Consider the following 13,531-nt stretch of genomic DNA (forward strand, 5'->3'; position numbering starts at 1 on the left):
GGACCAAGACTGCCGACCAAATCTTCACCAGCATCGGCAACTACTGCATCAGAATTAATGACTCAGGACACTAGCCCAGCACCATCGTCAGCACCGGCAACTGCGTCGGCGTGCGGGTCTGGCCATAGCCCACGGGGATCGTCGTGGGTGGAAACCACAGATCACACTGGGCGATATCACCAGCGTCATAGCTGGTGCGCCCAGACGGGTCCGGCGGCAGATACGCCGGGCGCAACTCGCGGACCCGTTCACTGAACACCGTCATCCCGTGCGTCCAGCCGACCCGCTCGGCGATCACCGTCGCCGGCATCGTCGGGGTCTTCTTCAGCTCGGCACGGATCGCGTCCTCGAACGCGTCCACCGCCGACCCAGCCGGCTTGCGCTCACACGTCGGCGGCGCGTCAGAGGCTAGCGCCGCCCGCACCGTGTTCCTCGAGATCCCCAACGTCCTGGCGATCATCTTGATCGGCAAACCCTGCGCTCGATGCAATCTGCGGATCTCAGCCCAATCCTCCACAGCTAACAACTCCCTTCTCTTCTCGGCTCGTAAGCCGAGAATTGGACGAAGGGGGTCAAAATTCGGGCGTTGACACAGGGTCAGTTTCAGACGACGCCGACAATCGACCGGATCCCCGAAAGCAGACTGGCTCGTAGGGCAACCCGCCTTGAGGTTGGTCTGCCGCGATGCCCATGCGTGTGAGCGAGATGCTCATCGGCGTGCGCTTGGTGCGAAGAACCGGTCGCCGACTCTCAATCTGAGGACACAACCGCTGTGAGTCGATGAGGTGCACGGCTGCGAGCTGTCCGTGCAGCGGATTGGCAAGTGCTGAGCAGCTCACAGGCCCGGTGGCACTGCTCTTTTCGCATTGGTGGGTGCGTGTTCGTTCAGCGCATTGTCAGGTCTTGTGGGGCTGGCCGCGATTCACATATAGCGTTAGGCTGCGGGGGATCGCAGAGGCTGCGCGCACGGTTGCGAGTGCCGCCGGCAAAGTTGTCAATCTACCTACCGGAAGGTAGGGTTGCTGGCATGGTCACTGCCCCCTCGACTGCTGAGGCGATTCTCCAATGTGCACGGTCTGCGATCGTGGCTGGGGGTTACAACGGTTTCAGTTATGCCGATATCGCTGCGGTGGTGGGCATTCGTAAGGCCAGTATTCATCATCATTTCCCGACCAAGGTTGATCTGGTGCGGACGTTGGTGAAGCAGTACCGGGCCGAGGCTGAGGCGGGGATCGCTGCAATCGAGCGTCATGTTGCGGATCCGGTCGAGCAATTGCGCAGTTATACCGCGTATTGGGAGTCGTGCATCGGTAATCCCGAAACCAGTTATTGCGTGTGCGCGTTGCTGGCAACGCAGATCCCCGTTCTTCCTGACGAGGTCGTGCTGGAAGTGCGGGCGTATTTTCGGTCGTTGTCGGCGTGGCTGGCATCGGTGTTGGAACGTGGCGCGCGCGGAGGTGCCATCACGTTGGCTGGTGATGCCCATAGCGAGGCGGAGGCATTGATGGCCGCGGTGCACGGTGCGATGTTGTCGGCGCGGGCCTATGGCGATCCGCAGGCGTTTGCCGCGATCACCCGCCCGGTGATCGACAGGCTTCGATCGGAATCTTGACCGCAGAAGCATTCGGGAGCGCGGCGCGTTTCGTACGGTATGACAATCGATGCTCAACTGATGAATGTTATGGATCTGCCGGAGATGCTGCGCGCTCCGATTGAGGCCGGCGCAGCGGACGCAGATCGACTCGGCGACATTCCCGCCAGCCTGCACGAGGCTTTACGTGAGGCCGGCGCCTTTCGGCTCCTAACCCCGCGTGAATACGGGGGAACCGAGACCCCCCTTCCGACGACGCTGTCGGTCTACGAACGCTTCGGTCGCATCGACGGCTCGGTGGGACTCCTGGTGTGGAACGCCAACTTCGGATTCATCGGCGCGATGCTCGCGGAGACAGGCGCGGACCGCATCTGGAAGTCGGGGGCCGAGCCGGTCTTCGCCAATTCGGGTGTCCCCAGCACCGCAGTGCGCGTCGACGGCGGCTACCACGTAACCGGGCATTGGAAGATTGTCACCGGGGTACAGAGAGCCGATTGGCTCATTGCTCTCGGGGCGGTCAGTGCCGACGGACACCCCCAGTTGACGTCATCTGGAGCGCCGGACGTTCGCCTCTTCGCGATCCCGACGTCAGAGATCGACATTCACGACACATGGGACGTTACGGGCATGCGAGCGACCGGAAGTCGAGATGCCGTCGGTGATGCCATCTTCGTGCCAGCCGAACTCACCGCGTCACTGGAAGCTCCCGCTCGCATCGACCGCTCGCTCTATCGCGGTTTTATCCCGGGTTTGGTCTTCGCGGGTTGCAGCGCTGTCACATTGGGCGTGGCGGCTCATGTCATCGAGGAGACAGCCACGTTGGTGCAGAGTAAATCAGCGGTCGTCGGAGGTGTCGTGGCCGATGCGGCGCGGACGCAATACCTGATTGCAAAAGCCCAAGCCAGCGTCGAGGCCGCACGGCTGTTGCTCCTGTCGGCCGCCGGCGATTTAGAGGAGGCAGGGGAGCGCGGTGCGAATGTCACCATGGAGCAGCGAGCGGCGTTCCGCGCGGCGATGACTCACGCCGCGGACGTGAGCCGCGAATCACTGGTGAACATGTATCAACTTGCCGGGTCCGCGGCGCTCTACCGGACCAACACGATTGATCGGCTGTTCCGTGACGGTATGACGGCCGCGCAGCATGCCAACCAATCGGCGGTATTCATGGAGGCGGCCGGACGTGTCCGGCTTGGCATGGATCCAGGCACGCCCATCTTCTGAATCCTCGCCGCCCCGCATCAGCAGCTTGGAGTTCAGGGCGTCGTCGGTTCCGGCCATTCTCCAACGCTGTGAACGCCCCCAGCCATCCCGGCGATCGGCATTTGCTCGCGTGGGGTACATCACTTGACCGGACGGAATCGTTCCGCCCTTCGTTCCACTTGTTGCAAGCAGTTGCCACAACCACATCGAGGCGATGGCAGACGGGAACGAAAGACGGGGAACGGCAGCCATGAGTACATCGCAGATAGCCCGGATGGGCACCGTGATCACCAAGGTCGCACGGTCCACGGTTTTCACGGCCCTTGCCTCGGCCGCGATCGTCGGCGGTTCGCTGGCGGGCCCGATCGCATCGGCCGGTGCGGCCGCCGACAGCTGCGCCGATGTCGAGGTCGTGTTCGCCCGCGGCACCAATGAGGCGCCGGGTGTCGGTGCCACCGGCCAGGCGTTCGTCGACGCGCTCACCGCGCAACTGCCGGGAAAGTCGGTCGACGTGTACGCGGTGAACTACCCGGCATCGCTGAACTTCGGTCAAGCTGTCGATGGAATCACCGACGCGAGCAACAGGATCCAGTCGATCGCGACGAGTTGCCCGGCCACGAAGATCGTGCTGGGTGGTTACTCGCAGGGTGCCGCAGTTGCCGGCTACACCACCTCCAGCTCTGTGCCCGCCGGATACGTCCTGCCCGCGGGCCTTTCCGGTCCGATGCCGGCGTCGGTCGCGTCCCACGTCGCGGCGGTGGCCCTGTTCGGCACACCCGACAGTTGGTTTCTGAACCTGGTGGACCGTGACGCGCCGCCCATTGCCATCGGCATGCCGTACACGGCCAAGACCATTCAGCTGTGTGCCGCGGGTGACCCGGTGTGTTTCCCCGGCGGCCTGAATCGTGCAGCCCACAGCTCATACAAGGACAACGGGATGGCCGTCCAGGCAGCTGATTTTGCGGCCCGCCAGTTGGGCGTCAGTGCTCCGGCAGCGCCAGTGGTGCAGACCGCAGGGTAGGCCCGCGGCTCAGCCTCCGTGCCTGATTGGTCGGCTCAGCCTCCGCGCAACGTCGCGAGCTCGGCCATATCGGCCAGGCCCTGCTCCTGCGCCTCGTCGAGAAACCCCGGCAGGGGAGCCCGCAGTTCGGGCAGCACCTCGTGATCGAGAAGCGCCTGCAGCTCAGCCTGTTTGGCGCTGCGACCCGCCTGGTTGTCGAGCTCGGTGACCCCGGACGAGGTCGCATAGTCGTACAACTCGAATTCCATCGGCCGCGTGGTGTCGGTGTCCATGCTGCCGGGCTTCCAGTACGAGTACCTGCCGAACTTGGCGTTGGGGGTGCGCACGGCGACGATGTGCCCCGGGGCGGAGGTGGGAATGTTGGTGGGTGGGCCGGTGAGGCCGAATACGCGTTGCGCGACCGGAGAATTCAGGAGCGTCGCGATGTCTTCCACCGACATGTCGTCGGTGGCGTGGGCAACCCAGGGCCGACCGGACGCCCGAGGGTCGGCGGCGATGCCCGCGATGTCGGCGCGGGTGGCCAGGTAGGAGTACCGCGAATCCGACCGCCAGTCTCGGCCGCCGTGGGCAATGGTGAGCAGCAGCGGTGCCAGGTCGGCGCTGGAGGTGAGCTGGGTTCGGGAGCTGCCGGGCGACGGCGTCAGGTGACCGGACGGATCCCTGATATAGAGCGGCACCCGGATGCTCTCCTCGTAGATCGCGGCGCCCTTACCGCGCAGTCCGTGCGAGCCGGCGTACTCGCCGTGGTCGGAGGTGAAGACGATGACCGTATTGCGATCGATCTCGGGCCGGGCGGCCAATGTATCGAGCACCCGGCCGATCTGGACGTCCACCTGCTGTTGCAGCCACAGGTACATGTCGAGGCACCGCGCCCACTGCGCGGAGGCGTCGGGCCCGGTGTAGGCCATCGGGCCGGTCATGAACGGGGACATGAAATCCATGTAGTCGATCTGCAGCTGCGGTTTGCCGCGTCGCCGCAGATCGTCGGCCGTCTCGAAATTGGCCGGCTTTCCGCTGAACCGGTGCGGGACGTCGTCGGGCAGCGGATTCTTCGGCCACCAGCAGATGTCGTGCGGGTTGACCAGCGATACCGTCGTGCACCACGGACCAGTCCCGGCGTGGGCGTCGAACCATCCGGCGAACTGATCGACGATGGACGGATCCTGCTGCAGTCCCTGATTGGGCGCCCCGTTCGGGGACGGGTAGGTGCCACCGGAGAACCCGTGGGCTTCCAGCCCGTCCGGGGTGTTGTCGGCCTCGTGGCCCAGATGCCACTTGCCCCACCACCAGGTGCGGTAGCCGGCGTCGCGCAGCATGGTGCCCCAGGTGGGGAACCGGGGCGCCAGCGTCGACTCGGTGGGGCCCTCGCCGGTGAACAGGCATCCCGTCTGGTGCGAGTACAGGCCGGTGGTCAGCACGCCGCGGGACGGCGTGCACATGTTCGACGCACTGTAGTGCGACGTGAACGAGACGCTGCGCTGCTCGAGTCCGCTCAGCCGCGGAAGCAGCCCGCCGAGTTGCTGCGCGTCCGGAAACCACTGCGGGGCACGCATCTGATCGACGACGATGACCAGGATGTTGGGCTTGGCCCCGCTGTCCTGCCCGGGCCTGCGCAACAGTTCGTAGCCACCAAAACCCACTGCTGCAGCCCCTGCGACCGCCGCTGCACTGCCCAGAACCGCCCGCCGACTGACCGCTGCCATGGCGTCAGCCTATGAGGTCATCCTGAGGAACCCTTTAGTGTGGGAAACCGTGACAGCTCAGCGACATGTGGACGCCGACTTTCTGCAGCTGCCCCGGTTGGCATTGGCCGAGGCGGCGTTGTCCGCGGCGGTGGCGGCCGGCGCCAGCTACGCCGATCTGCGGATTCACCGCATCACCACCGAGATCATCCAGCTGCGGGACGGTGAGTTGGAGACCTCGGTGATCGACCGGGAGGTCGGGCTCGCGGTGCGCGTGATCGTCGACGGCACCTGGGGGTTCGCGTCGAACGCCGAACTGGCTCCCGCGGTGGCCGCCCAGACCGCGCGGCGTGCCGTGCAGGTGGCGACGACGCTGGCGCCGCTGAACGCCGAACGGATCGAGCTGGCCCCCGAACCTGTCTACACCGATGTCACCTGGGTGTCCGACTACGGCATAGATCCGTTCGAGGTGACCGCGGCCGACAAGATCGCGGTCCTCGACGAATACTCCGGACGGCTGCTGGCGGCCGACGGTGTGGACCACGTGTCGGCGGGAATGCACGCGGTCAAGGAGCAGACGTTCTACGCCGACACCTTCGGGTCGTCGATCACCCAGCAGCGGGTGCGGGTGCTGCCGACGTTGGAGGCCGTCGCCGTCGATTCGGCCGCAGGCACCTTCGAGGCCATGCGTAGCCTGGCGCCGCCGACGGCAAGGGGCTGGGAGGCGGTGGCCGGCGACGACGTGTGGGACTGGACCGCAGAACTGGCCGAACTGCCGACGCTGCTGGCCGAGAAGCTCAAGGCACCATCGGTGGTGGCAGGCCCGACCGATCTGGTGATCGATCCATCGAATCTGTGGTTGACCATCCATGAATCGATCGGGCACGCCACCGAGTACGACCGGGCGATCGGTTACGAGGCGGCCTATGCCGGGACCTCGTTCGCGACTCCCGACAAGCTCGGCGCCATGCGGTACGGCACCGAGGTGATGAACGTGACCGCCGACCGCACCGTCGACTTCGGTTTGGCCACTGTCGGATTCGATGACGAAGGGGTGCACGCGCAGAGCTGGGACCTGGTGCGTGACGGCATTTTCGTCGGCTACCAGCTGGACCGCGTGTTCGCGCCCCGGCTGGGGGAGGCCCGCTCGAACGGCTGCTCGTATGCCGACTCGCCCCACCACGTGCCGATTCAACGCATGGCCAACGTTTCCCTGCAACCCGCGCGCGAGGATCTGTCCACCGACGACCTCATTTCGCGGGTGTCCGACGGTCTCTACGTCGTCGGAGACAAATCCTGGTCAATCGATATGCAGCGCTACAACTTCCAGTTCACCGGCCAGCGGTTCTACCGGATCCGCGATGGCCGAGTGGACGGGCAGGTGCGCGATGTCGCCTACCAGGCCACCACCACCGACTTCTGGGGTTCGATGGAAGCGGTCGGTGGCCGGTCAACGTGGCGTCTCGGTGGGGCGTTCAACTGCGGTAAGGCGCAACCCGGTCAGGTGGCCCCGGTCAGCCACGGCTGCCCGAGTGCCCTGTTCCGCGGCATCAACGTGCTCAACACCCGAACGGAGGGAGGCCGATGATCGGCGCACAACAGGTCGTCGACATCGCGTTGGACGCGGCGGGGCCCGGCAGCGAAACCACCGTGCTGGTCACCGACCGGGCCGATGCATCGCTGCGCTGGGCAGGCGACTCGATGACCACCAACGGCGAGACGGTGAGCCGCACGACCACCGTGATTTCCATTGTGCGGCATGGCGACAAGGCGCACGTCGGATCGGTGCGGTCCAGCGAGGTCGATGCCGCGGTGATCCCGGAACTGGTCGCGGCCGCCCAGCGGGCCGCCCTCGGCGCTCCGGAAGCGCGTGACGCGGCACCGCCGTTGCCGCCCACGGGGGCGCCGGCGGACTGGGATGCCCCGGTCCCGGGCACCGGCGCGCAGGTGTTCTCCGGAATCGCCGACGACCTGGCCAAAGGGTTCCGCGGCTCCGATCAGCTGTACGGCTATGCCCGGCACGTGCTGGAGACGACGTTCGTGGCGACCTCGGGTGGGCTGCGGCGCCGCTACACCCAGCCGACCGGGTCGGTCGAGGTCAACGCCAAACGCGACGAGGCCAGCGCCTGGGTTGGTGTCAGCACACCGGATTTCCGTGATGTGCAGGTGGATTCGTTGCTCGACGATTTGTCGTTGCGGCTCGGCTGGGCCCAGCGGTCAGTTGAGCTGCCTGCCGGACGGTACGAGACCATCATGCCGCCCTCGACCGTCGCGGACATGATGATCTACCTGACCTGGACCATGGACGGCCGGGGGGCGCAGGAGGGCCGGACGGCGTTGTCGGCACCGGGCGGGACGCGGGTGGGGGAGAAGCTCACCGATCTCGGGCTGACCCTGTACTCGGACCCGTTCGCGGAAGCGTTGGCTTGCCAACCGTTTGTGGCGGTGCCGAGTTCCTCGGAACGGGAGTCGATATTCGACAACGGTATGAACATCGACCGCGTGGACTGGATCCGCGACGGTGCGGTCAACGCATTGGCGTATCCGCGCGCGGTGGCCGCCGAGTACGGCACGCCGGTCACCGCGGCCGCGGACAACCTGTTGATGACGGGCGGATCGGTCGAGTTGGCAGACATGATCGCCGGCACCGAGCGCGGACTGCTGTTGTCCACGTTGTGGTACATCCGGGAGGTTGACCCGACGGTGCTGCTGTTGACCGGGCTGACCCGCGATGGTGTGTACCTGATCGAGGACGGTGAAGTGACCGCGGCCGTCAACAACTTCCGGTTCAACGAGAGCCCGCTCGACCTGCTGCGCCGCGCCACCGAAGCCGGCCTCAGCGAGGTCACGTTGCCGCGCGAATGGGGCGACTGGGCGACGCGGGCTTCGATGCCGACGCTTCGGATTCCCGACTTCCACATGTCCTCGGTGAGCCAGGCGCAATGATCTGAGGCGGGACGGCACGGGCATCAACCGCGTTGGACGTCTTCGGCGATGTCGACCAGGGATTCGGTACCGGTCTCGGGTGCCCATGCCCAGCAGATCAATCCGCCCGCGGTCAGCACGGCGACACAGGCGAGGAGCGCAGTGTTGACGCCGAAGCCGGCCACCACCAGCGGCAGCAGAAAGGTGCTGATTGCCGAACCGAGACGGCTTGCCGCGGTCGCGATCCCGACACCGGATGCGCGTAGGTCCGTCGGGAAGAGCTCTGGTGGGTACGCAAATTCAAGGTTCACCGCGGCAGCGAGGACCAGGGCGAAGAGGGCGAACAGGGCGATGGCGACGATCGGTCCTGCGCCGGCGAAGACCACCAGTGCCGCCAGCAGCGCCGCTCCGAGGAAGAACGACCCGATGAGAAAGCTCCTGCGCGAGATGCGGTCGATCAGGAGCAGGCCGACGACGGCACCGACGAGCAGGAACGCGTTGTAGGTAGCGCCCGCGCCGAGCTTGCTGGTGACACCGAGCGATTCCATGATCTGTGGGGAGAACGTCCCGAGCGCGAAGAACGGGATGACCTGGCAGACGTAGAAGAGGGCGCCAACCGCGGTGCGCTTGCGGAACTTCGGGGTGAACAGGACACGCACACCGCGGCGCGCGATCCGCGGCTCTGCCGGAGGGGGCAGCACATTGGGTCCGAGGTGCGTACGCACCACCATTGCCGCCTCTTCATACCGCCCGTGCTGGGTCAGCCACAGCGGTGATTCGGGCACGCCGAGCCGGAACGCGAAGATCAAGAGTGCCGGAATTGCACTGGCCACCAACATGTAGCGCCAAGACTCGCCGCCCATGTGGGTCAGCAGGTAACCGACCAGATAAGCCGCGACATAACCGCCGGCCCAGGCGACGGCCAGCAGACTCATGAGACGACCCCGAAAACTCCGCGGAGCGTGCTCGGTGACCAGAGACTTGCTGACCACATAGTCGGCACCGAGAACGATGCCGATGAGCAACCGCAGGATCAGCAGATGCCATGGTGATTCCACGAAAAACTGCAGAGCGGACAGGATGGCGAAAACCAGCATGTCCCACGCGAAGATGCCGCGCCGGCCGATGCGATCGGCGATCGGGCCGGTGATGATGGCACCCAGAAAGAGGCCTGCGAGCGTGGCGGCGCCGAGCAGGCCGATCCAGAGCGGAGTCAGTCCAAGGGCGCTCGTCGATGCCGTGATGACAATGCCGATGATGCCAAGGATGAACCCGTCACTGAACTGACCACCAGTGCCGGCGATGGTCACCCGGATCTGGAACCTGGTGAGTGGGGCGTCCTCGTATGCCACGGGTGTGTTGTGCTGGATGACACTAGACATTGGCCGAACCGTTCGAGGTAGCGGTGCTCTCGGTCTGGGCGCGGTATCTGGTGGTGGTGGCTTCATAGCCGCTTGTGGCTGACAGGGTGACCCAGGAGTCCAAGGCGCCGCGCAGATTCTCCTCGCGGCGAGGGCCGTCCCAGGTGATGCCGGCCACGCAAAGACGGCCGAAAGTGGTTGCTGCGGCTTCGATGTCGGTGAGGATCGTGACAATCGAGTCGACGATCACCGGCTCCATGACGTTGAGTTCGAGGTCTCCGGCAGCGACTGCGCATTCGACGGTGTGCGCACACCCACGGACTCGGTAACTGAGCTGCATCACGTATTCGGGGATGGCAGGGTTGACCTTGGCGGGCATGATCGACGAGCCGGCTTGCACCGCGGGGATGGTGAGATCCCCGACGCCGCCGGCGGGGCCGGAGGAGAGCAGTCGGATGTCTGCGGCCACCTTCGCCATTGTCATCGCCACCCGCGCCCCGGCGTGTGCGACGTTGGCGTACGGGTCGAGGTTGGCCAGCGCGTCGAACAGGTCTGCGGCAGGACGGATGTCGCGACCCGCCAGTGCGGCGAGTTCGCGGACCGCGATCTCACGGTAGCCCTCTGGTGCGCCGAGCCCGGTGCCCAGCACTGTGGCACCAAGCGCGACGGCGGTCATCGCGGCCACCGCGGAATTCAGGTCCTCCGCAGTGCGACGGATCGCGACGGCCTGCGACCGGTGCGTCTGGCCCGCTGTGACCGAGACGGCATCGCGTAGGCAGGTGCGACCGAGGTGCTCGGTGCCGTCGTACTCATCGGCCTTCGCAGCCAACGCGCAGGCGAGCTCCTCGAGCGCCGTGAGCGGTCCCTCGGCGAGGTCCAGCACTGTCACCGCCATCGCCGTCGGATAGGTGTCGTTCGTCGACTGAGAGGCGTTGACGTGGTCGTTGGGGTGCACCTCGATCCCCAGCAGTTCCGTGGCACGAGCGGCCACGACCTCGTTGATGTTCATGTTGGTGGTCGTCCCGCCACCGCCCACGAGCAGTGCAGACGGGAACTGCGAGGAATGCTCGCCTGCGGCGATCTCCCCGCACGCCGCGATGATGGCGTTCGCACGCTGCTCGTCGAGCACGCCGAGCTGGGCGTTCGCGCGCGCCGCGGCCAACTTGACCAACGCATAGTTGCGCACGAACGTCGAAACATCGCCGAACGTCCGCCCCGGACCCGGGAAGTTGCCGAGAGCCAGCATCGTCTGTTTTCCGTACAGCGCGGCGGGCTGCCCGGCTTCTGTCTGCGTGGTGACCATGGATGGTCCTTTCATGTGATGCGGAGCACTAGTTCGAGAACTCTAGGGAGACCGCACCCCACGCCAAACAGATGTTGTGTTCCCGACAACATATTTTTGGGTTTACTGGGATGATCTGCAGAGTTATCGTGAGATATGTTGTTGACATAGCAACAGAGGAGCGCTACGTGACTGATACGTCCGCCGAAAGGGTTGCCGCGCTGGTCCTGGCATTTGCCCACGGAGGCAACTCCGCGGGCGAGCATTCCGTCAGTGACCTCGCTCGCGCAGTCGGCCGCGAGCGCAGCCAGGTGTCTCGGATGCTGAAGGCGCTGGAGCGAGGCGGGCTCGTCGAACAGAACCGCGGAACAAAGCTCTACCGGTTGGGCTGGCCCCTACTCGTCCTCGCCTCGGGCGCAGGCAACACACCACTTCTGCGGGCGGCCCGCCCCGCACTGCAGAGCCTTGTATCACGGTTGGGCGAGGTGGCCCTGTTGTCAGTGCAACAGGGAAACCGATCGTTGACGGTGCTGAGGGAGGAGTCCCATCAATCGTTACGCGCAGGCGGATGGGTGGGCCGTAGCTCGCCGATGCATTGCTCGGCGTCGGGTCGGGCGTTGCTGTTCGACAGCGATGACGAGCTCGTCGAGGCGCTGACTTCAGAGGCTTTACTGGCCCCGATATCCACGCTTGCCGCACCTGCCACCTTTAATGAGCTCCTCACGCGTCTCAATGCTGAACGTGCCCAGGGTTATTCGGTGGCGAGCGAGGAAATCGAGATCGGACTGACCTCGGTGAGTGCCCCGGTACGCGACAGAAACAACGAAATCGTCGCGGTGATCAACGTCTCGGGGCCGACGTCGCGGCTCATCTCGCGCGTCAACGACATCGCCAAACTCGTGCTGTCGGCGGCGGCGGCCGTCCAGCAGAACTTATCCAGCCCGACGCAGAGCCCTATCGCCAGGCAACGGAACAGCCGGGCGCAGTTGCGCTAGGACCTACGTGCGGGCCACTTCCGCGGTGTCGCGTCCGGCCAGCCGGTTGTCCCACACCTTCAGCACAGCCGCCGGCGTACGGGCCGTCGCGAGGCTGACCGCGACGTAGGCGATCAAGCTGGTGGCCAGCCCGTAGTAGATCGGCTCATTGGCCAGCACATCGCCGACGATCGCCATGGTGCCCAGCGTCACCACGGTGCCGACAGCCATCGCGACGAGCGCACCGGCACCGGTCGCGCGCTTCCACAGGAATCCGCCGAGGATCGGCACCAGCAGCCCGCCGACGAGAATGTCGTAGGCGATGGTCAGCGCGCCGACCACATCGTTGAGCAGTGCGGCGATGACGATCACGAGGATGCCGAGCACCGCGACGTAGCGGCGGTCGGAATGCACTTCCACCTCAGCGTTTTCGACCTTCTCAGCTTTGCGCCCGACCAGGCGCAACAGCAGTGGTTTGATGTCGGTGCGGGCCACGGTGGCGGTGGCGATCAGAGCTCCCGAGGCGGTCGACATCATCGCGGCCACGGCGGCGGCCAGCACCAGACCGCTGATGCCAACGGGCAGAATCGCTTCGGCGATCTGGGCGTACACGTCGTCCTTGGCTTCGACATCGGTCAGGAAGGTCGATGCGGCCATGCCGATCAAGGCCCCGGCGATGCCGTACAGCACGCAGTACAGTGCGGCCGTGGTGCCACCCCACTTGGCGACCTGTGGGGAGCGGGCGGTGAATACCCGCTGCCAGATGTCCTGTCCGATCAGCATTCCGAAGCTGTAGACCACAAAGAACGTGATGATGGTGTCGGTGCCGATCGCGCTGAAACTGAACACCGCGTCACCGGCACGCTCACGGATGCCGTCCAAACCGCCGGCCCTGTTCCAGGTGAACGGCAGCAGCAGGAAGAACACACCGATGGTCTTGAGGACGAACTGCACCATGTCGGTCAGAGTGATGGACCACATGCCGCCGATCGACGAGTACAACATCACCACGGCCCCACCGATGACCACCGAAACCGTTCGGCCGGTACCGAACAGGACGTTGAACACCGTCGCGTAGGCGATTGTCGAGGTGACCGACAGCATCAGTGTGTAGGCGGCCATCACCACACCGGAGGCCGAGGTCGCATCGACGCCGTAACGCAGGCTCAGCATCTGGGCGACGGTGTAAACCCGAAGGCGCTGAATGGGTCCGGCGAACAGCAGGCTCAGCGCCAGCAGGCCGACGGCGATCGCGACCACCAGCCACATGCCGGAGATGCCCCACTTGTAACCCAGGCCGACGCCGCCGACCGTGGAGGCGCCACCGAGCACCACGGCCGCCATCGTGCCGGTGTAGAGCGCCGGGCCGAGCCGACGGCCTGCGACCAGGAAATCGGCGGAGTCCTTGGTGCGCGTCTTGCCCCAGAATCCGAAGGCGAGCATGGCGACGAGATAGATGACGACGATCGCGATATCGAGTGGTTTACCCACGGAT

At 65.5% G+C, this 13,531-nt stretch carries 10 protein-coding genes and 1 pseudogene; 6 read left to right on the plus strand and 5 right to left on the minus strand.

Going from position 1 to position 13,531, the window contains the following annotated elements; translation table 11 throughout:
• Nucleotides 1–73: 73 nt before the first annotated feature.
• A pseudogene (locus M1247_RS23820) lies at nucleotides 74–526 on the minus strand (IS21 family transposase); the annotation flags it as partial.
• A 501-nt stretch (nucleotides 527–1,027) separates the two neighbouring features.
• On the opposite strand from M1247_RS23820, the gene M1247_RS23825 reads away from it, so the two are divergent.
• From M1247_RS23825 to M1247_RS23835, 3 genes are all read left to right on the plus strand, one after another.
• Nucleotides 1,028–1,612 carry a TetR/AcrR family transcriptional regulator gene (locus M1247_RS23825; protein ID WP_317158874.1) on the plus strand — a complete coding sequence of 195 codons (585 nt, stop codon included), beginning with the start codon at nucleotides 1,028–1,030 and terminating at the stop codon, nucleotides 1,610–1,612.
• A 60-nt stretch (nucleotides 1,613–1,672) separates the two neighbouring features.
• A complete protein-coding gene (locus tag M1247_RS23830; RefSeq protein WP_317158875.1) occupies nucleotides 1,673–2,812 on the plus strand; it encodes an acyl-CoA dehydrogenase family protein in 1,140 nt (379 codons plus the stop codon).
• Between the two features lie 229 nt (nucleotides 2,813–3,041).
• Complete coding sequence (locus M1247_RS23835) at nucleotides 3,042–3,812, plus strand: cutinase family protein (RefSeq protein ID WP_317158876.1); 771 nt, start codon at nucleotides 3,042–3,044, stop codon at nucleotides 3,810–3,812.
• A 35-nt stretch (nucleotides 3,813–3,847) separates the two neighbouring features.
• Here M1247_RS23835 and M1247_RS23840 read toward each other — a convergent pair whose 3' ends face one another.
• On the minus strand, nucleotides 3,848–5,515 hold the full coding sequence (locus M1247_RS23840; protein WP_317158877.1) for a sulfatase-like hydrolase/transferase: 1,668 nt from the start codon (nucleotides 5,513–5,515) through the stop codon (nucleotides 3,848–3,850).
• A 49-nt stretch (nucleotides 5,516–5,564) separates the two neighbouring features.
• Between M1247_RS23840 and M1247_RS23845 the strand changes: the two genes are divergently transcribed.
• Nucleotides 5,565–7,082, plus strand: a complete 1,518-nt coding sequence (locus M1247_RS23845) for a TldD/PmbA family protein (protein ID WP_317158878.1) — start codon at nucleotides 5,565–5,567, stop codon at nucleotides 7,080–7,082.
• A complete protein-coding gene (locus M1247_RS23850) occupies nucleotides 7,079–8,440 on the plus strand; it encodes a metallopeptidase TldD-related protein (protein WP_317158879.1) in 1,362 nt (453 codons plus the stop codon). Before M1247_RS23845 ends, M1247_RS23850 begins: the two co-directional genes overlap by 4 nt.
• Nucleotides 8,441–8,463: 23 nt before the next feature.
• Here M1247_RS23850 and M1247_RS23855 read toward each other — a convergent pair whose 3' ends face one another.
• Entirely contained in the window at nucleotides 8,464–9,801 is a 1,338-nt protein-coding gene (locus tag M1247_RS23855; RefSeq protein WP_317158880.1) for an MFS transporter, read from the minus strand.
• Nucleotides 9,794–11,083 carry a lyase family protein gene (locus M1247_RS23860; protein ID WP_317158881.1) on the minus strand — a complete coding sequence of 430 codons (1,290 nt, stop codon included), beginning with the start codon at nucleotides 11,081–11,083 and terminating at the stop codon, nucleotides 9,794–9,796. Before M1247_RS23860 ends, M1247_RS23855 begins: the two co-directional genes overlap by 8 nt.
• 167 nt (nucleotides 11,084–11,250) lie before the next feature.
• Between M1247_RS23860 and M1247_RS23865 the strand changes: the two genes are divergently transcribed.
• Entirely contained in the window at nucleotides 11,251–12,057 is an 807-nt protein-coding gene (locus M1247_RS23865; protein WP_317158882.1) for an IclR family transcriptional regulator, read from the plus strand.
• A 3-nt stretch (nucleotides 12,058–12,060) separates the two neighbouring features.
• On the opposite strand, the gene M1247_RS23870 is transcribed toward M1247_RS23865, so the two are convergent.
• Nucleotides 12,061–13,527 (minus strand): sodium:solute symporter family protein, encoded by a 1,467-nt coding sequence (locus M1247_RS23870; RefSeq protein ID WP_317158883.1) that lies wholly within the window; start codon nucleotides 13,525–13,527, stop codon nucleotides 12,061–12,063.
• Nucleotides 13,528–13,531 lie beyond the last annotated feature (4 nt).

Source organism: Mycobacterium appelbergii (genome assembly GCF_032883035.1).
Lineage (GTDB): Bacteria > Actinomycetota > Actinomycetes > Mycobacteriales > Mycobacteriaceae > Mycobacterium > Mycobacterium appelbergii.